The 18,283-nt window shown below is 66.1% G+C and carries 17 protein-coding genes and 1 pseudogene; 10 read left to right on the forward strand and 8 right to left on the reverse strand.

What is annotated here, in order from left to right; all coding sequences use genetic code 11:
* Window positions 1-554 precede the first annotated feature (554 nt).
* The 3 genes and pseudogenes from OG574_RS52730 to OG574_RS11000 all read left to right on the forward strand — a co-directional run.
* Window positions 555-635: pseudogene (locus tag OG574_RS52730) on the forward strand (glutamine synthetase); the annotation flags it as partial.
* 82 nt (window positions 636-717) lie between these two features.
* The gene (locus OG574_RS52735) at window positions 718-987 is read left to right on the forward strand and encodes a winged helix-turn-helix transcriptional regulator (protein ID WP_442816921.1); all 270 of its coding nucleotides are present in this window, start codon (window positions 718-720) and stop codon (window positions 985-987) included.
* Between the two features lie 81 nt (window positions 988-1,068).
* Entirely contained in the window at window positions 1,069-2,178 is a 1,110-nt protein-coding gene (locus OG574_RS11000) for a PP2C family protein-serine/threonine phosphatase (protein ID WP_326773036.1), read from the forward strand.
* A 379-nt stretch (window positions 2,179-2,557) separates the two neighbouring features.
* Here the strand turns inward: OG574_RS11000 and OG574_RS11005 are convergent, their stop codons facing one another.
* The 4 genes from OG574_RS11005 to OG574_RS11020 form a co-directional block, all read right to left on the reverse strand.
* On the reverse strand, window positions 2,558-4,702 hold the full coding sequence (locus tag OG574_RS11005; RefSeq protein WP_326773037.1) for a tetratricopeptide repeat protein: 2,145 nt from the start codon (window positions 4,700-4,702) through the stop codon (window positions 2,558-2,560).
* Window positions 4,699-5,109, reverse strand: a complete 411-nt coding sequence (locus tag OG574_RS11010; protein WP_326773038.1) for a hypothetical protein — start codon at window positions 5,107-5,109, stop codon at window positions 4,699-4,701. Before OG574_RS11010 ends, OG574_RS11005 begins: the two co-directional genes overlap by 4 nt.
* A 395-nt stretch (window positions 5,110-5,504) precedes the next feature.
* On the reverse strand, window positions 5,505-8,105 hold the full coding sequence (locus tag OG574_RS11015) for a DEAD/DEAH box helicase family protein (RefSeq protein WP_326773039.1): 2,601 nt from the start codon (window positions 8,103-8,105) through the stop codon (window positions 5,505-5,507).
* Window positions 8,106-8,360: 255 nt separating this feature from the next.
* Window positions 8,361-8,747 (reverse strand): hypothetical protein, encoded by a 387-nt coding sequence (locus OG574_RS11020; RefSeq protein WP_326773040.1) that lies wholly within the window; start codon window positions 8,745-8,747, stop codon window positions 8,361-8,363.
* A gap of 252 nt (window positions 8,748-8,999) precedes the next feature.
* On the opposite strand from OG574_RS11020, the gene OG574_RS11025 reads away from it, so the two are divergent.
* Entirely contained in the window at window positions 9,000-10,214 is a 1,215-nt protein-coding gene (locus OG574_RS11025; RefSeq protein ID WP_326773041.1) for a PIN domain-containing protein, read from the forward strand.
* 224 nt (window positions 10,215-10,438) lie between these two features.
* Here OG574_RS11025 and OG574_RS11030 read toward each other — a convergent pair whose 3' ends face one another.
* Window positions 10,439-11,212 (reverse strand): HNH endonuclease, encoded by a 774-nt coding sequence (locus tag OG574_RS11030; RefSeq protein ID WP_442816812.1) that lies wholly within the window; start codon window positions 11,210-11,212, stop codon window positions 10,439-10,441.
* A gap of 149 nt (window positions 11,213-11,361) precedes the next feature.
* Here OG574_RS11030 and OG574_RS11035 point away from each other — a divergent pair, with 149 nt between their 5' ends.
* The 4 genes from OG574_RS11035 to OG574_RS11050 all read left to right on the forward strand — a co-directional run bounded on the left by OG574_RS11035 (window position 11,362) and on the right by OG574_RS11050 (window position 15,460).
* Window positions 11,362-12,735, forward strand: coding sequence for a hypothetical protein (locus OG574_RS11035; protein WP_326773042.1), 1,374 nt, complete (start codon window positions 11,362-11,364; stop codon window positions 12,733-12,735).
* A 367-nt stretch (window positions 12,736-13,102) separates the two neighbouring features.
* Entirely contained in the window at window positions 13,103-13,489 is a 387-nt protein-coding gene (locus OG574_RS11040) for a hypothetical protein (RefSeq protein ID WP_326773043.1), read from the forward strand.
* Window positions 13,486-14,754 (forward strand): RNase A-like domain-containing protein, encoded by a 1,269-nt coding sequence (locus tag OG574_RS11045; protein ID WP_326773044.1) that lies wholly within the window; start codon window positions 13,486-13,488, stop codon window positions 14,752-14,754. Before OG574_RS11040 ends, OG574_RS11045 begins: the two co-directional genes overlap by 4 nt.
* A gap of 34 nt (window positions 14,755-14,788) precedes the next feature.
* Window positions 14,789-15,460 (forward strand): contact-dependent growth inhibition system immunity protein, encoded by a 672-nt coding sequence (locus OG574_RS11050; protein WP_326773045.1) that lies wholly within the window; start codon window positions 14,789-14,791, stop codon window positions 15,458-15,460.
* Window positions 15,461-15,787: 327 nt separating this feature from the next.
* On the opposite strand, the gene OG574_RS11055 is transcribed toward OG574_RS11050, so the two are convergent.
* Together OG574_RS11055 and OG574_RS11060 are read right to left on the reverse strand one after the other, a co-directional pair.
* Window positions 15,788-16,000: a hypothetical protein gene (locus OG574_RS11055; protein WP_326773046.1), complete on the reverse strand. Its 213-nt coding sequence runs from the start codon at window positions 15,998-16,000 to the stop codon at window positions 15,788-15,790.
* Window positions 16,001-16,013: 13 nt separating this feature from the next.
* Complete coding sequence (locus OG574_RS11060; protein ID WP_326773047.1) at window positions 16,014-16,352, reverse strand: hypothetical protein; 339 nt, start codon at window positions 16,350-16,352, stop codon at window positions 16,014-16,016.
* A 183-nt stretch (window positions 16,353-16,535) separates the two neighbouring features.
* Here OG574_RS11060 and OG574_RS11065 point away from each other — a divergent pair, with 183 nt between their 5' ends.
* Both OG574_RS11065 and OG574_RS11070 read left to right on the forward strand, forming a co-directional pair.
* The gene (locus tag OG574_RS11065; RefSeq protein ID WP_326773048.1) at window positions 16,536-17,045 is read left to right on the forward strand and encodes a 2'-5' RNA ligase family protein; all 510 of its coding nucleotides are present in this window, start codon (window positions 16,536-16,538) and stop codon (window positions 17,043-17,045) included.
* 219 nt (window positions 17,046-17,264) lie between these two features.
* Window positions 17,265-17,600: a DUF6233 domain-containing protein gene (locus OG574_RS11070; protein WP_326773049.1), complete on the forward strand. Its 336-nt coding sequence runs from the start codon at window positions 17,265-17,267 to the stop codon at window positions 17,598-17,600.
* Between the two features lie 126 nt (window positions 17,601-17,726).
* On the opposite strand, the gene OG574_RS11075 is transcribed toward OG574_RS11070, so the two are convergent.
* Window positions 17,727-18,122, reverse strand: a complete 396-nt coding sequence (locus OG574_RS11075) for a hypothetical protein (RefSeq protein ID WP_326773050.1) — start codon at window positions 18,120-18,122, stop codon at window positions 17,727-17,729.
* Window positions 18,123-18,283: the final 161 nt, after the last annotated feature.

The following is an 18,283-nucleotide window of genomic DNA, read 5'->3' on the forward strand; positions in this document are numbered from 1 at the left end:
CGGGCAGCGTGCGGGACGCGCGACTCCACGTCCACGGAATCGATTTCGTAGGCACTGATCACGTTTTTCGCCTCAACGGCAATCGTGTCGAAGCATTCTCCGGGATCGCAGCGGACCTCTACGAGCATCTCCACCATGGGCGAGTGAGCGACTACCGAGCTGCTGTCCATGCCCTGCGCGCCAAGTGGCCCGTCGACCACACGGCGAAGGGGTGGGGCCCCGTCTCAATTCGGCCCGATGGGTCCATCATGGCCATGCGTCTTCTACGCACCTGATCTCAGACCGGCGGTGCGGCTCGTCCGCAGGACGCCTCCTGCTGGTAGCTCATCCCCCAGGTGTGCCCACTAGGGCTCAGCGTCGGAGAAGTAGCAGGTGAGAGGCGCTAAGCGGAGCCCTCTGTAAATCTGCCGACCCTCGAAAGGCCGCCTAACCCGGGCCGTCAACGGGTGGCCCGCAACGACAGACAACGACCATCAATGACCCGGTGCCCGCAGGTCAGGAGTGGTCGAGCTTGGATCGCAGCAGGCGGTCGGCGGCGCTCATCAATTCCTGCGCGCAACAAGAAGCAGGAGTGGGAGGAGTACCGCTCCGAGGTCACCGCGTTCGAACTGCGGAAGAACCTGCCGGTGCTGTAAGCGCAGGTCAGGGGTGCTTTTCGTCCAACGACCGACAGGGGCCCACGGTCAATGATCGTGGGCCCCTGTCGCGCCTCCCGCCATCTCCCGGCGCATGCTCACCCTCGTCCTCAAGCGCCTTCAGTGCAGCGGCCTTGTCGAGCGCACTGCCTATGCGGAGGTGCCGCCCTGCGTCGAGTACTCCACTCACTCCCTCGGCGCCTCCCTGCTGTCCGCCATTGAGCACCTGGCTGCCTGGAGCTCCGAGCATCACACCGGGATCCGACGCCACCAGGACGCGTACGACAAGAGCGCCACACAGTGCGTAACTGGCATGAGCAATCGATCATCGTTCGTGTGTAGCTTCCCTTAGGCCTGCAACATCATGATGCGAGCTGTGGCTCTCTGCTCGTATCGTGAAAAGACAGACAGCGGCGTGGTGAGCGGGAAAATCATGGCAGAACCGGCGGTCGACTACGCGGCGGTGTTCCAGGCTCTGCCCGGGGCGGTGGCGCTGGTGACTCCGCAGCTGATCTTCGCGGACGCCAACGCGGAGTTCTTGCGCCTCCGGGGCCTCCCCCGCGAGCAAGTGGTCGGTCGCTTTCTGCCTGAGGACCAGCCCGAAAACGACTCCGCCGAGCCTCTCCTGCTCAGAGTTCTGGCGTCACTGCGCCGGGCGGTGGACACCGGTGAGCGCAGCACCGTAGCGCTGCAGCGCGTCGACATGGAGGACCACGACCAGCCCGGGGTATGGCACGAGCGGTATTTCAACGTGACCAACATTCCCGTATTCGGACCCGATGGGCGGATGACGCTGCTGCTGCATCGGCTGGAGGACGTCACCGAACTCATCCGCGCCCGTGACGTCGCGCTGACCTTGCAAGAAGCCATGTTGCCCGCTCCTCGCACGGTCGGCCGGCACTCGGCGGCCGTTCGCTACCGGCCCGCCGCCCAAGCGCTGAATGTGGCCGGCGACTGGTACGACCTGGTCGACCTGCCTGGCGATCGCATCGCCGTCGCCGTCGGCGACGTCGTCGGCCACGGCCTGCCCGCGGCCTGCGTCATGGGGCAACTGCGCAGCGCCCTCACCGCCGCCTCTCTCGATCCTGAAGGCCCCGCCCGCGCCCTGGAAGTTCTCGGGCTGTACGCACGCACCATCGACGGCGCCGAGAACACCACCGTGGCCACGGCATTCATCGACTGGGAGAACCACACCATCACCTACAGCAGCGCCGGCCACCCCCCACCAGTGCTCCTGCAGAGGGACGGGACCGTCGAGTTCCTGGACCAGGCCACCGACCCGCCACTGGCCGCTCGTCCTCAACACGGCTCCCGGATCCAGGCTGTCGCTGCCTTCCACGAGGGCGCCGTCCTCGTGCTTTACACCGACGGTCTGATCGAACGCCGCGGCGAAGACATCGACACGGGCCTCGCCCGGCTCGCCGACTCCCTGGCCCGCCACCGGGCAGGTGATCCCGAAGCTCTCGCCGACGCCGTGCTCACGGACCTGCTCCCACCCGGTGACGCCACCGACGACACCGCCCTGGTCATCCTGCGCCTGTAAACCTGGCCCGCCACGTTCGGCCGCTCGGCCGTCCCTCGTCGACGACAGTGAAGTGCTCAACTCACGAGGGGGCGACGCGCCACCGCGCCCGGGGCAGGCCTGGGGGCAGCGATGTTGTTCGACGGCGTTTTCGCTGGTGGTGGGCAGGTAGCCGCGCGGACTGCAAATCTGCCGGGTTCCTGAGCCGGGCCGCCTGTGAGCCGTCGAAGGGCGACCCACGGCGACCAACAACGGCCACCAACCGCCGCCCGATTGCTGGTCATTGGCGCCCCGACGTCGGTCAGGCGTGATCGCTCCCAACGTGCACAAGTTCCTGGGCAAGAAGCGGTGCATAAGTGAGGAAGCGCTCAGAGGCTACAGCGTTGGAACTGTCCCGGCTTTAAGGGTTTCTGTACTGACTGAGAAGATTTTGGGCGGTAAGGGTCCACGGGTGTGTCGGGCCTAGGGTTCGGATTCGCCCTTCTGTAACCATCTCTATTTGCTCGATCGCATCGGCCTGCTGGCCTAGGGCGTTGAGGATGCGGCTGAGGTTGTGTCGTGCACTGAGCAGCACCGGGTAGTCCGGGGGGAAGGTCTGCTCGTACCCGGCGAGAGCCTTACGAGAATGAGGGAGTGCCTCAATCGGTCTGCCGGCGCTGATAAGCGCATAGGCGTAGCTCAGTTCAGCGTCGAGCGTTAGCGAATGATCCTCGCCGAGTGTGCTGCGGCAGTCTGCAATCAGTGCGGGCCCCGTGGAAAGCAGCTCGTCGCTCACTGGGAGCCCAGCTATATCTGGGCTCCCAGCCACCTCTAGGAGACACGCCCGTGCGATGAGTGTGAGTGGATGCGACTTGCCAAGAGTCTCCTCCCGGCCTTGCGCTGCCCGTCTGATCAATGGAATCGATTCCTGGGCCCGTCCAAGATTGTAGAGCGGTATCGCCAGCTGTAAACATGTTTCGAGCGTGTCGGGAGCATCGGATCCGAGTGTCCCCTCGCATTCCTCAAGTATCTTTTGATATTTGGTCTTGGACTCCTCGAATCGTCCGAGGCGGCAGAGGGCGCCGCCCACACGTTGGCGGAGTCTAAGAATGAACACGTTCTCGGCCTGCAGGCGGGGAGCGGAAATTTCGATGGCTTCATTAGCCAATGCGAGAGCCGAGGCATAGTCCCCTGACCTGTGAACGGCAATGACGAGCCGGAGGGCGCACTCGGCTGCTCCCTCCACCGCGGGTAGTCCAGTCTCCCAGTTCACTACTCGCCGTAGGAATGCAATGACATGAGGAGCGAGCATTATCACCGCAGGGTCTTGCACTCCACGCTCGGGTACCTCTGGCAGCATGGTTTTGAGTACATGGACAGCTGTCGAAGCGAGTTGCTGTCGCTGGTTATGCGGGGTTGCGTGAGCAACACTGTCAAGAAGTATTCCGTGGACGCGTAGGCAGCGTGCGGGGGCTGGCAGGAGCTCGGCAAGAGAGTGGTCGAGCAGCCCTCGGAGGGCCGATTCGACGCGGGTACGGTTCAGCTCTGCGCCAAGTTCGGCATGGGCGAGGACCTTGAGGGGGAGCGGGTCGCCCGCGAAGCAGGCGAGAAGGCGGAGCAGGTGGGTTGCATCGGGGAGTCCTTGTGTGGTGAGGGCGTCCAGCGAGAGTTGCCAGGTACGACTCAATAGGCGCCGGGGATCGCTGTGGGTCTCAGCACCCCGGTCTATGAGTTCGATGCGGTGGAGTCCAGCACCGTTGTCGAGTCCGTGCCCGTAGTCGGCGAGGGTCCACGGGTCAATGACTTGGTGGGCGAGGAATCCGCCGGCGAGGGTGAGCGCCAGGGGAAGGCGTCCCAGGCGGTCGGCCACCTCTGCCGCTTCCTCAATGCTTCCAGCATGCGGGGCGATGTCCTGGAGGACACGAGCGGCGTCTTCGCGTGGAAGGACGCCGAATTGGAGGAGTTCGGCGCCCGGCCACCAATGGGCTGCTGCCTGGCGCGTTGTGACGATGACGGTGCCGGCGGGGCTGGTGCGCAGCCATCCTCCGTCACGGAGGACGGCAGGCGTGTCGGCGTTGTCGAGGACCAGCAACCATGGCTGCTCAGAGCGGTCGAGGTACTGCCAGACAAGGTCGGCGGCGGGGCGCAGGCCACTACGTGCACCGGTAAGTTCCGCGTCGGTCGCGCCACGGTCAGCGGCGACAGCGAGCATGCCGGCGCGTAGAGAAGCTGGGTCAGAGGCATTGACCCAGAGTCCGACGCGGCCGACGTTGTTGGTGGCGTGTTGGAAGAGGGTGTAGGCCACGGCAGTCTTGCCGCAGCCTCCCAAGCCATGGAGGACGTAGACGCGGTTGCCGATGCCAGGCTCGACCGCGGCCCGCAGCCGGTCCATCTCTCCGACGCGGTCGCGGAGCGCCACGGGGGCGCGGCCGACGGCTGGGTGACGTACCGAGTCCGGCCCCGACCACTCGGGGCTGTGATGGTGGTGCTCGATGATGTGCTGGTCACCTGAAGCTTGGTAGACGCGCCCTTGCCCGTCGGCCTGCGCGTCGTTGCCGCCGCTCATCGTTGGTTGAAGTTCTGGTCGCGGCCCGCCTGGTACACCCGGGCGTGCCCGGAGGCGGTGGCGTGCTGCGAGACAGACGTAACGGCTGGCGCGAGCGGCTGTAGCTCGTTGATGAGCATGCGAAGCGCTTCAGCTTCGTCGGGGTGCGTCACGAGTAGCCGCCGGATGCGGCCTTGCCACTCTGTACCCAGTTCGTCCCGGGATTCGAGGTCGCCGCCTGCCTGAGCAGCTAGCAGGTCTGTCCGGGTCACGTCGAGCTCGGCGGATATCCCCTCGGCCCGATCTGGCTCAGCACGGCGCCACAACGAGGCAATGCCGTCTCGGGCTCGTTGCCACGCTTCGGTCGTCAACAGAGTGACCAGGGTTGTGCCTGCTGTACCCGCCAGCGCGGCTATCTCCGGATCCACGAACTTGCCCCCTCTAGACGGTAGTTACCCGTACTCTCAGAGTAGCCAGGAGTGTTGGTGGCTGCACGATCTTGTGCATGCACCGAACGCTGGATTAGGAGGCCAACACTCAATGATGGGTCTGAGGAACAGCGCTGCCCTCCGGCAGCGGCCTGCGTGTCCTGGGCCGTCACTGGACCGTCAACGGTTGGCCCAGGAGATCGCCACCCTGAACAAGCTCCCGAACGCCAATGCGATCAAGGTCGGCCAGAGCCTCAAGATCCCCCAGAAATAACGCAGTTCGAGAGCACGCGCGTGCGCTGGATCGAACACCCGTTCCCCTAGTGGGGTTCCAGGTCGGGCCGCTGGGGGCGGTGCCGTAGAACGCGGCACCGCCCGAGCGACGCTTTCTGGCGTCACGTCGATGGGAAGACGGCGCCTACGTCGTCTGCGGTGATGAATCGCCCACGAGAGGGAGCGAGCAACTTGCCTAGCCAGCCGTCTTCTTGTGGCAGGAGCGCCTCGATCCTCGTACGCGCTTCACCGCGTGCTTCGGCGTTATTGTCACCGCACAGTGCGTCGTACTGGCGGAGCCGGTCGGCCAGCACGTCGTAGAGCCTCACAGCCGCGCCGTGGTTGACTAGCACAATCTTGTCGTGGGCCGCTTCGGCAGCGTCGTCCTGGGTCGCGGTCGCCGGGGTGAGTAGGCAGCCGAAGACGCGGGTCTTCCCAGACCGCCTGGTCTCGACCTCGATCTGTCCGAGCAGTTGGTTCACGTCGCCGCGGTTGAGCGGATTGGGCTCGCCCTTCGGGACGGTCTTGACCTCCCAGACGCGGCGCTCGGCTCGCTTGACTGTGGACCACGTCCACCGGCAGTCCGTAGCGCTCTGTTCCCTCCTCGGTGGGCGTTCACCACTGGCACCCACGAGGCGAGCAAGCCTGGTCAATCCTTCGCACTGCTGATCGTGGCTGCCAGTGAGCAGGGCGCGCCCTTCAGACAGGACACGGTCGAGCCGAACACCGGCTTCACGCCGCCACTCGTCCCATGCAAGGAAGAATCGGTCGGTGTCGTCAGCGGCGTGTTCGTAGCCTTCAAGGTCGGCGACTGTGCGAGCCAGTCGGCGGAACCACGTGGTCCGGGGCCCGCCAGCAGTGGCCTCTTCCAGCGCCCTGCGCGCGGCGACCTGGTCTTGGGGGCGTCCTCGGTCGAAGTGGGCATGGGCCTCTACATAGCGCCAGAACGCTGCATGCTCGGTTTCGCCGGCTATGGCGAGTTGGGCGGCTGCTTCGCTCGCCTTCTTGGCTGCTCCTGCGTGGTCGCCGAGCCAGAGGTCGGTCGCTGCAGAGACCTCAGCGTCAGCGCTGGAGACGTCGCTGCTTCCGCGGGCGCTACGGCCGGGACGAGCCTTACGAGGAGGGTCCATCGGGGCTGCGGCTTCGGTAGCTGCGGGGGGCTGCGCGGCTGGTTGCCAGAAGGTGGCGCACGCACGCAGGGCGCCGTCCCAGCCCTGGTCGTAGGTCTCCAGTGCGGCACGGATGGTGGGTTCGGTACCTGCGGGGATCGACTTGCGGACTGCCGGGTCGGCGAGCATCTGGGCGAAGCTCGGGTCTAGTCCTAGGTAGAGAGACCGATCAGTCGGTTCGCGGTTGGCGCGGCCCAGCGCCTGGGTGACTCGCTGGCCGACCCGATGGCGCATGAAACTGGCGTCGCCCAGATAGGCAACGACGAACCGTTCGAACTCGCTGCTGGCCTGCGGGACCGTGGTGATGATGACCAGCTTGCACAGGTCGCCTGCGAGGTCGAGCCCGTCGTAGCGGCCAGCGGTGATCAGGTGCCCTCTCGCGACTCGGCTCCAGGTCTCAACCACAGAGTCGTCGCCGGGACGAAGGCGGTAGACCTGATGCCCCTGGGCGGCAAGGGTCTCCTCAAGAGTGTCGGCTTCGGCATGGCTGGCACACAGCCATGCCGCTCGACCGCCGGCCGCCTGGGCTTGGGCGAGAGCCCAGCCGAGGACGTTCTGGCCGATGGCAGGTTCGGAACTGGGATTGAGCACCAGACGCCGTTCACCGGTCGCGCCAGCCGGCAGCGGTGACGCGGAAGCCAGGCGAGTGACCGGCCCGCCTCCCACTCGCCGCTGGAGATCGTCCATCGAGCCGAGGGTGGCCGACAGGTAAATCCGCTGCTTCGCCCGGCTGTACTGGGTATTGAGGGCAGTCGGGGGGTGGTACGGGCGGATCTCGATGCCAGAGGGTCCGATCAGGATGCCGCATTGGGTGAGGTGGTCGCGGACGGTGGGCCAGACATACATCGCCTCGTCCTTGAGCGCGCGGTCCGTGACAAGCGGTGAGGCCTCGATGGCATCGCGGGCCGGGCCCGAGATCGCATCCCAGTCGCTGAAGGACAACAGCTCGGGCGGGGTGCCGGGCCGGGCGGTGCCGTCGAGCATCGCGCTAAGGCCAGGGTAGGCATCGGTGTGAGCCACTACCAGCTCACAAAGCGTCTGGTAGAGCTGGCGAGCAGGGCCGGGCTTGTCGGAGATACGCAGAGTCTGCAACCCGCTGAGGGGCTGCTCGGCGAGGTGAGCGTCGTCGAAGATGACTAGGTCGGCGGCCTTCGGGATGGGGCTGCTGTTGAAGTAGACCCAATAGTTCATCACGCCGACAGCCTGGGCTTGGTGGTAGTCGTCGAGCTTGGCACCGCCGTAGTCCTTTGCGGCGAAGCGGACGACATCGAGTCCCAGTACTTTGGCTTCCTCTTCGACCCGCGCGGCGAGCTGGCGAGTGCCGGTCAAGTAGGCCACCGACCACCCACGGTCAAGGGCGTGATCGGCGATCAGCAACGCCAGCAGTGTTTTACCCTCGCCGGTGGGCATCTCGATGGCCAGGTCTGCAGCGTCAAGGTGCTGCTCCGCGTACGCCGCGAGGACCTGGCGCTGACCAGGCCGGAGCTGAGTGAACCTGGCCGATCCGAAATCCGCGAGGGTCTGATCGAAGTCCGGCTTCGCTATGTATGCCACCGTTCGCTCCTCACTCGTAAGGTGAGAACCATACGGCGCAGGCCGGTGTCTCGGCGGCACTATTTCCGTTCGTGCGGCGGGCGTTGAGCGAACCATCACAGGTCTATCAACGGGATCGTCTTCCGCCAGCCAGTCACGTCAGAGGATCCGGCGTTCGGGCACGTGGACTTGGCAGACAAGGAGCCGTCTCCATCGCCGGCTTGAGTGTGGGGAGTGTAGGGGGCGGGTCTTGGTGGACCGTGCGCCCCCGCCGCCCTACCGTGCCCACAGTTCTGGCGTGTCCATCAGGGGCAGGACACCACCGACGCACCCAGCGGTGAGCGCGTCGCCGTGGTCCTCGTGCTCGCTCTCCAGCTCGGCGGGGAGGTTGCGCTGGCACCACCAGCGCGCGTTCTCACTGTCCGCCTCCACTGCGTCCTGGACGGACCCCTGGGGGTCGGACGTACGGGCCACGCTGTCAGGGATGCGGGCGGTGTCCTTGTGCTCCCGGCCGAATGACCTGCCTGCTTGGTAGGCCTCCCAGACGGGGCCGCTGGGGGACGGTGAGGCTTTGGCCGCCGCGCCCGGGTCCTCCATGTGCCCGCAGCCGACGGCACTCAGCAGCAATACGGTCACAGCAGCCGCGACCTTCAGTCGACTCATCCCAGCCCCCCGGGTGTATCCCGCCTCGTCGCCTGCACCATAGGCCTGGCCCTGGGGTGCCGTCAGAGGCTTGCAGGAGACGACCGACCACCTCCCTCGCTTCCGCCGATGCTGCACCGAGTAGCGGGGCGCCTCCGTGTTTGCCCTCCGTGGGAGCCGAGGCCAATGCACCATTTCAGTGGGCCCGGTGATCAGATCCTGGGAAGCTGAGCGTCGTACGACTCGAAGCCGAGAGAGACGGAGCGCCCCGCCTTGATCATCCTGGACACGAACATCCTGCACAAAGGGCCAGACACCGTCACGACCGACCTCTTAAAAACGATCCAGACCGCTGGCGTGGAAAGGGTGGGCATCCCGTCGATTGCGCTGGAGGAGCTCGTTGCCCAGCGCGTGAACCCTTACCGGGCCCGCTACGAGGGCGCCTTGGAGGCTTGGGTAAAGATCGCCCAGGACACCCCATGGAGCCTGCCGCAGAAACTCCCGAAGGTGAACATCAGTCGGTACGCGCAACATTGGCGCATGCGGTATAGGCAGGTCGGCGAGGCGCTGCCGTCTGACCACAGCATCCTTGAAGACGCTCTGACTCGGGAGATGAACCTCCTGCCGCCCTGCAAGCTGGTCGGCGCAGACGGCGGCAACAAGGGCCACAAGGTCGGAGCACGCGACGCGGCGATATGGCTGACCGCAACCCGCTACGCCGCGGCTCACCCCGATGAGACGGTCTATTTCGTCAGCGCCAACACTCACGACTTCGGTAGCGGAGCCCCCTACCCGCACCCGATGAGTACCGACCTTGAAGGCGTCGAGGAAGGGCGATTTGTTCACCTCACCAACGTGAATGAGCTGGTCGAACTCTTCGCAACGAAGACGACTCCGGACGGCGATGCGGTCCGAGCAGTGCTTGAGTCGCCGTCCACAGCTCGCCTCATCGAACACGAGGCATACCGCCACTGGAGATCCAGCCGGTTCCGCCAGTCACTCACCTCGGGGCGTTTCGAGGCAACGGTCTTCCCCATGAGCGATCCAGCTCCGGTTCGAGGATGGATTGAGAGACCATCGGCCACGCTTGACAGCATCGGAGAGGTGAAGGCTCACAGCATCGGAGACCAGGTGTGGTGTTCCGTAGCGGCGGGTTGGACACTCATGGGCCCCGCCGAGTTCCGCGTGAACGCGCCGCGGATGGTTGCGTGCAACTGGCAGACCCGCATCCTCATCAGCACGACGCAGGGCGACAGGGAACCGTCCCTGTTGCGCTCCGATCCCCCGCAGCCAACCACGGCCGAACAGCTCCAGAACCTCCATCCCTGGGAGATGGAGGTGCAGCCTATGACTGATGACCTCAGAGGGAGCTATGAGCGCCACATCTATCGACCCATCGGAAGTAACGGCGACGATGACGAGCCGGGGTACGTCCTCGATATCTGGGACCCGCGCGACAGGCTCCCCCATGCACTCGACGAGATCTAGTACTCCAGCCGGACTTCTTCATTAGCGCTGGTCAACGGCTTGGGCGTGGAGAGTGCAGCGGGTTGGAATGAGGGTGGGACGGTCTGGCGGTATGAGCTGGGGGGATTTGACCCTCCAGGTGTGATTACCGTAGTGACTCCTCAGCGGCTGTGGGCCATGTGCGGGCCACCGAAGCGCCACCGGGGCCAGTCGTAGTGTCCGCGTATGCGGCGGTCTTGAAACCGTCACGATTGGGCGGTCTCTGTCACGGAGCGCGGTCTCGGCAGCTTTGCTCCCTGGATACTGGTCTGCTCCCGGACCAGTAGGCGCAGTTCGGCCGGCGTGGGCCATGGGGCACTGCGGTGAATCATGCGGTGGCAGTTCGAGCAGATCAACGCGAGGTCCGCCAACTTCGTGGTGCCTTCCCCGGCCTCGTAGAGCGGCACCACGTGGTGGCACTCGATGTAGCCCTCGCCCCGCTCGCCGTAGACCCTGGCGAAGTCGAACCCGCACGCCTCGCAGGACAGGGTGCCTCCCCGCTTGAGAACCGACGCCATCTTCTTCTTGCGGAGCCCCTTGCTGCGTTCGCGTGTCCGGTAGCGTCGGTAGAGAACGCGTCCCTCGGGCGCGCTGACGTCGTCGTCCAAGTCCTCGTCTTCGGGCAGTGGTACGGGCTGGAACTCACCAGACCGCAGGCCCTCACGAAGAAGCTCGGCTGCACGTGCCATCTCTGCCGGACGGTTCAGGAAGTCTCGCAGTACCTCGCCGTCCAGCTGCCCGCCGTTTGTTGGCTTGCCCGTGTAGTCAGGGTGGAAGCTGGCGATGTTGAGGCTCTTGTAGGCCGCCCCATTGCGGTTCCGGTACTCGGCCCCGCGCTCCTCCGCCGGGTAGGCAGCGAGGAGTTGGAGGAGGTCAGACAGCTCTCCGATCCGCGGGTCCGAGGAGGAGAGCCCTTGCCAGCCGTTCCGAGCGACAACATCACACGCGAGGATCAGCTCTGCGGTCGGCCGGACCGCCACCACGACCGTCCGTCGAACCGGCCGCTGCTGCCGGCGACGGGGAGGCTCTCCTTGATGCGGGTGACGAGCTGGCGGAGGCTGGGCGTCTGGACGAGGCCCTGGCATGGTTCGAACGCGCGGCGGCTGGCGGGGTTGACGATGCTCTCCTGATGGCTGCTGGCCACCTTCTGGCTGCGGGGCGTCCGGAGGAGGCACTGACGTGGTACGAGCGGGCCGCCGCCGATGGGCGACCTAAGCCGCTTCGGTGGGCAGCAACTGACCTGACCAGGGCCGGGTACCGCGACGAAGCCGTGGTCTGGTACGCGCGGACCGCCGCTGCACAACGGACACCGAGCGCTTACCGCTGGGCGGCCGACCGCATGGTCCAGGCGGATCATCTGGATCAGGCTCTCGTCCGCTACCAGCATGCGGCCGATGCCGGCGACAGCGATGCACTGCTCGTGGCGGGCGACCGACTAGTGGACGCCGACCGTCTAGATGAGGCTCTGCAGTGGTACGAACGTACGGCCCAGGCCGGTGACTTGCGAGCTCTCCACTGGGCAGCACGCCGGTTGGTGACGGCAGGCCGAGCGGACGAGGCCCTTGCCTGGCTGGAAAGGGCAGCCGGTCTGGGCGATGAGGAGGCCCTGAGCCTGGTGGGCGATCAGCTTGCGGAGGCCGGACGCCTGGATGAGGCCCTTGCCTGGTATGGGCGTGCAGCAGACGCAGGTGATGTCGCGGCACTTCACGCAGCAGGTGATCGGTTGGCTGACGCGGGGCGCCTGAGCGACGCCCTTTCCTGGTATGAACGAGCCGCCACTCGGTCGGGGCCGCGTCACCTCCGCCGGGCGGGTGACCGACTGGCTGAGTCGGCACGTTGGGACGAGGCGCTGTTGTGCTTCGAGCGGGCCGCCGAGTACGGCGACACGGAGGCTCTGCGCTGGGCCGGTAACCGGCTGGTGGCGGAGGGACGCCTGGAAGAGGCTCTGGTGTGGTTCGAGCGCGCTGCCGATCACGGCGACGCACGGGCGCTCGTTCCGGCGGGTGATCGGTTGGCGGAGGAGGGGCGTCTGGACGACGCGCTTCCCTGGTACGAACACGCAGCCGCTCATGGGGACGCCAACGCGATGCGCAAGGCCGCGCACGAACTATGGCGTGCGGCACGCTTCCTCGAAGCACAGCTATGGTTCGAGCGCGCAGCTGCCGATGGGAGCTATGAGGTGCTTCGATGGGCGGCCGACCGACTGGTGATGGCGGATCGTCTCGACGACGCGCTTCCCTGGTACGAACGAGCAGCCGTCAAGGGCGACACCAACGCGCTGCAGGTAGCGGCCAGTCAACTGGCCATCGCAGGCCGGCAGGAGGACGCACTTGCCTGGTTCTGGCGCGCTGCCGATGCCGGCGTCAGCTTGGGCAGCGGCTGGTTCCCTGCCCTGAGGCTCGGGCTTCTTGGCGACGAAGCCGATGTGCTCCTGCGCTACGGGCGGGACCCCGCCGGGCGCCTCGCACACAAATGGCAGATGGATCCTGAATCAGAGGAGTAGTGCCGAACTCCCTATACCCCAGCCGAGACAAGATCTCGGGTACCAGGTACCTGGGCGTGGCCAACCTCGCGTGAGGGAGTCTCGTTTGGGTGCTCTTTCCAAGAGCCGCGAACCGCGCCTGGGTGGGTGGTATCTCCCCAGCTGACCGCGTTTCCGACCGTGCGAGGAGTTTCCAGCGATCGCCGTCAATTCCTGGGCCGCTCTTCGGGAACGGGGGTCGTCACCAGCGGAGCCCGAACACTCCCACCACAAGTCCCCGCCTGTCCTGCGGAATCTTGAACGGAACTTTGCTGCCGCTTGACGCCGATCTCGACTGCGAACCCTGCAAGCCATTTAAGGTCTTTGGGCTGGTGAGCCAACGGAGGGGATGGGGCACGACACCATGGGTGACAAGGGCAGTGACGGCGGCGGCGAGATACTCGACATCAAGATCGCCGACTTGAAGGCGACGGCCCCGCATTTCCACACGCACAGCACCGACCTCGCAAAGGCACTGACCAAGCTCAAGACGGGCCTGGCGGCAGCTGGTTCACCGTGGGGGGATGACAAGCAGGGCAAGCAGTTCCATGGGCACTACGGCCCGAACGTGAAGCAGATGAAGCACGCCGCCGAGATCCTGGCTCTCGGCCTGGCCAGCATCCACGACGCCATGAAGGACATGGCGGACGGCCACATCGACAACGAAGAGCTCGTCCGCTCGATGTTCAGCAAGATCAAGGCCACACCGCACGACAGTCACGGAACCGACCAGTGAGCGTGGCCGACAAGGCGAAGAAGATCGTCCAGGACATGACCGGCATGTGGTGGCCGGATGCCGACGAGGACGGTCTACGACACGCGGCCAAGGCGTGGCGGGACTTCGCCGACGACCTCGAAGACGTCACGGCCGCCGCGAACAAGTCGGCCCGCGGCATCATCACGCACAACAAGGGCGAGGCGATATCCGCCTTTGACGACCCGTACTGGCGCCGCTACTACTACGACGGGCATGGCTGGCTCCAGGACATGATCGACGGTGCCCGCGACATGGCAAAGTCGCTCGATCAGTACGCCGATGCTGTCCACCACGCCGTCAAGCGTCTGGAACACGAGCTGGAGATCGTCGGCGCAACCATTGCCGCCGGAACCCTGCTGGCCGTTTTCACCGCCGGCATCTCCGAAGCCGCCGCAGCCGCGGCCACCGCGACAATCGTCGACTTGGCCGCCACCCTTGGCGTGGCTGTCTCGACTGAGATAGCCACCATCGCGGGCACCACCCTGGCCACCGCGGCCATGGCGGGCATCGAATCGATCACCGTCGACCTGGCCGTCACCCAGCCCGTCGCCATTGGCACCGGAGAGAGCAAGGGCCTTAACCTCGACGAGGCCCATCAGGCCCTGCTCTACGGCGCCCTCACCGGCGGAGCTCTCGGCGGCGCGGGCGCCACCTACCGCGCCGCGCAGAACGCGGGCGGAATGACCGAACTGCTCGGCGGCGTGCGCGTGTCTGGCTTCGGACCGCAGGTCGCCATCGCGGGCGGCGAATCGGCAGGCCTCGACGACCTCGGACTGCTCATCAAGGGTGACGGGGAGCCCAACGCTTGGCCACGGAGCAAGCGCAAGGGTGCACAGAAGCCGAAGTACAGAGGTGATCTCGCAGGTGATGAGGGGCAGAAGGGAGCCCACACCATCGAGCGGCACGTCGAGAAGACAGACCGCGATCTGCGTGCCCGGCTGCGCTCCGACAAGAAGATCACCGGAAGCTCCAGCTTCATCAACGAGCAGTCGGCCCAAGACCTCACCGACCGGGCGATCGTCCAGAAGCAGCACGATGTACGACGCTGGCTGGAGAACACGTCCAGCGGGCAAAAGGTGATCAAGGTGGACTTCGGTGACGAAGTCACCGGTCGTAGCATCTCCCGCGAGGACTTCATCCGTGGCACCGGGCCCCACGACGTGCATCAAGTGCAGCTCATCCTACGTCGAGATCCGGACATGCCCAGCGGCTTCCGCATCCACACGTCCTACCCCGTCGCCTGACCCCGAGCACCGACTAGCCACCAAGGACCGGCCCGTGACCCAACCCGAAGGCTTCTTGGATCACATCCGATTCCCCGAAGTCCACGACCTGCTCCACGCCTACGCCTCAGCCGGATACGTCTTCACAGACACACCGCAAGCGCCGGGCGATGCCCTCCAGTCCTACATCCGCCAGGCCGTCCGCACCCCCGGCCTGCTGGACACGGTCATCGCCGAGATCGACGACCTGCTGACCGTCGGCCTGTTCAGCGACGAGATCGCTGACGAGGTCGACACCCTGCCCCACATCAAGCCGCCTGCCGATCGCACCGTCGAGCAGTGTCTTGCCCTAGCCCGGGACCATCTCGACCGGATCCGGCACGGCGGTGACTACGAGCATTCAGAGATTCCCCGCACGGACTGGGAGTGGGGCAAGCAGTTCCCCGAACTCCAGGCGCTGCTGGGCGGATATTTCCATCAGGACTACTCGCGGTTCTACGCATCCCATCGAGAGGCCCTGGACGACTTCCTCGACGCCAACGGCCCAGAGACAATCGACGAGGCGGCCAAGGAAATCGGCTCCTTCCTCACCTCGGTCGAGGACGACAGCGAACTCGACCAGGCGGCACAGATCCTGGGACTCCAGGTCTACCCGCCGGAGAACGTCCCTCTGCGCCGCTGGCTCCAAGACATCCAAGGCATCCTTCAGCACCACCCGCGTCCGTAGCCCACCAGACTTAAGGTGCCCTCGCCGCGACAAACCGCGACCTTAGCTCTGGTCTCATTCACGTACGCCCCGGACCGTTCACCGACCCGCGAACGCTGCGCACCGCGAAGTCCTGCGCCTGCGTGACGAGTACGGCCCGCCAACCGCAGGGGGCTGGGCTGAAACGCAGACGGCGACGTATGAGACGGCGTGGCGCGCCTGGCGGAACCTGGCCCGGGACACGCAGGCCGCGGTCACGGAGTACGCGAAGGAGCAGGGCGTTCCTCGGCATGAAGCCGAGCAGGACGTGAAGACAAAGGCCCGGGGCGGCGCCTGAGCTGACGGCAACTACGCCGCGCCGTCCGGCCACGCCTTCAGCTCGGTCCACGTCTCGTCCGCGGCCTGCTTGGCCAGTGCGATGCGGGCGCCCTGCGTGCTGCCGTAGCTGCCGATCCATGACCGGAACTTCCGCTCCCCAGTCTCGCGGATGGACCACTCGCCCTGCATGACGACAGCGCCCCCGGTCGTGAGGGTGACGCGGTATCGCTCCGGGTTGGCCATGACCTGCACTCTGTCACGCCCCCTTCGGTGGGTCGACGAGGACCCGCACGGTGACGCCGGCCTCCTCGGCGGCGTCGCGCAGTACCTCAAGCGTGGCAGCGAGGGGCACGGTCGGGCGGCGGTGGTCGGCGGTGGCGAGCATGCAGTCCCGGCATAGGTCGAGCCAGCGCCGGCCGTGGCTGGGGGTGTCGATGATGCGGGTGGAGCGGGCTGGGGTGCCGCAGGCTGCGCAGGGGAGGGGCTCCGGGCCGAGGCGTTCGGTGGCGTCCTGCGCGTTCGCCGGTCGCTGCGGTGCCGGTTTCAGGTCGGCCGGGCCGAGGGCGAGTGATCGCAGCAGGTCAGTGACGCTCACGGGTACCTCCTGTGACTGAGCGCCGTAGTTGGCGAGTCTGAGCGCCATAGTTGGCGGCCGCGACGGGAGAGACACGCGCCACCGGCGTGCCACATCCGGCGAGGATCGGCCCGAGCAGCGAGCCGATGCCGCTGGCTTACTCGAACCGCGAGAAGCAAGCGACACCGCACCTACGCTGCGTCCATGAGACGGCATCTGTGTGTGAACCTGGCCGGGCCGGAGGCTGGGCAGATCGAACGGTGGAGACACGAGTGGGACCCCGTCATGGCCAGCGCCATCCCCGCGCACGTGACCGTCACCTACCCGGAAGAGACCGTCGACGAAGCTCTCCTCCTGCAACGGGCTGAACTCTGCCACCACCAGACACCCGCCTTCCAGCTGCGCCTGGGCGAGGTCTTCACGGAAGACGAGGGCCGCGGTGGGGTGTTCGTCGCGGTTGACGACGTGGACCGGGGGTGGGCAGACCTGCGCCGAGGCTTGTTGTCCCCTCCTATGACACCGATCAGATTCCCCGCGCATGTCACGATCGCCCATCCACGCACCTGCAGGCGCGGACCACAGTGTTATGCCGAGCTGGCCGGACATTGCGCCAGGGGCACGGTCTGGGCGCGGGAACTTCTGTTCACCCAGACGACCGCAAACTCCTTCACCGTCCTTCGACGCTTCCCCCTGAGCGCGGGCGCGAACGACTGACCAGATCTGAACGCACAACGGACAAGACGCTACGGCCAGCCTCTGAAACGCGCTCGTACTTCCGGCTGAGAAACAAGAGCACCTTTGGCTGCTGCCATCAGCCCGCCAAGTACAACGCTCAAACCCCGTCACCTAAAGCACTCACTCTCCAACTACGGCGTTCAGTCACACCTCCTGCCCTGCGATGAGTGCGGCGATCGCCGACGTACTATCGAACACATGAACGATAGCTCGACTCCGCGCCTCGACATGCTGCGCTTCGCCCGCCGCATCGCCGTGCAGCAGGTCGAGCAGATCGACCGATGGATCGCCACCGAAGAACGCCGCGAGGTGGAGCACCGCCGCGGCGAGCAGGCCCGACCGCCCGCCCCGGACTGGCTCATCGAGATGGGCCTCGGCGGACGCGACTCCGTATACGTCCACGCCGGCGACTGTCACATGGCGGGCAAGCGCTCCCGAGGCGTCGACCGGGAGCAGGCGTTGCGCGCACTGACCGAGGGCATCGCCGCTTGTCCGCACTGCCGGCCGGACACGGAGCTCGGGGTGCTGGAGTGAGCCGCTTCATGCCGCGTCTTCAGCCCAGTTCACGACTCGTCCGCAACTTGCTCGGCCGGCGTGAAAGCTCAGCGAACAGGGCGGCACCCCCGAGAAAGGTCCCGCCCTGTTGACCATCGTCCGGCGTCAGGGAGTCTGGACCACGCTGATGTCACTCACCTTGGCGCAGACCGCGTAAGCCCGGAGCTTTCCGGGTGTGGTGGGGTCGGCGTTGGTGGCATAGGCCCACCAGGTCTCCCCGCCGATCGGCTTGCTCGCGGAGAGGTTGTACCGCTGGGTGTAGGAGTTTCCCGACGTCACGTTGGCTCCGCCGCCCGTGAGGATCTCCCCTGCGGGACACTTCGCGATGGCTGCCGCGTTTCCTGCGTAGCCACCGGAGGCCGCAGGGATCGTCACCTCGGCTCCCTCCACGATGTGCATGGTCGGTGCGGCAGCAGTCGCGGCCGGGGCGACTGCCAGACCGAGCGAGCTAGCCAGGACCGCGACGGCGGCCGCAGTCACCAAAGACTTACGTTTGGACACAGGGTGTCCTTTCACTCGCGCCGAAAGACGGGACTCGCCCCAGATTTTGATCATGGAAATGCGCAGCGCATCGCGACCTCGACCGCGCCGTTGCAAGATTCACTCGCATGCATCGGACGACGGCATACTCCAGGTCCGGCCCTTGGCCTCGGTGTCGACGC

The sequence above is a fragment of the Streptomyces sp. NBC_01445 genome, assembly GCF_035918235.1.
GTDB lineage: Bacteria > Actinomycetota > Actinomycetes > Streptomycetales > Streptomycetaceae > Streptomyces.

Bases quoted from the DNA above. Each gene is read 5' to 3' on its own strand.
- OG574_RS11000 (WP_326773036.1), top strand. From the start codon at position 1,069: ATGGCAGAACCGGCGGTCGACTACGCGGCGGTGTTCCAGGCTCTGCCC.
- OG574_RS11005 (WP_326773037.1), bottom strand. From the start codon at position 4,702: ATGAGCGGCGGCAACGACGCGCAGGCCGACGGGCAAGGGCGCGTCTAC.
- OG574_RS11020 (WP_326773040.1), bottom strand. From the start codon at position 8,747: ATGAGTCGACTGAAGGTCGCGGCTGCTGTGACCGTATTGCTGCTGAGT.
- OG574_RS11035 (WP_326773042.1), top strand. From the start codon at position 11,362: ATGGCTGCTGGCCACCTTCTGGCTGCGGGGCGTCCGGAGGAGGCACTG.
- OG574_RS11040 (WP_326773043.1), top strand. From the start codon at position 13,103: ATGGGGCACGACACCATGGGTGACAAGGGCAGTGACGGCGGCGGCGAG.
- OG574_RS11055 (WP_326773046.1), bottom strand. From the start codon at position 16,000: ATGGCCAACCCGGAGCGATACCGCGTCACCCTCACGACCGGGGGCGCT.
- OG574_RS11065 (WP_326773048.1), top strand. From the start codon at position 16,536: ATGAGACGGCATCTGTGTGTGAACCTGGCCGGGCCGGAGGCTGGGCAG.
- OG574_RS11070 (WP_326773049.1), top strand. From the start codon at position 17,265: ATGAACGATAGCTCGACTCCGCGCCTCGACATGCTGCGCTTCGCCCGC.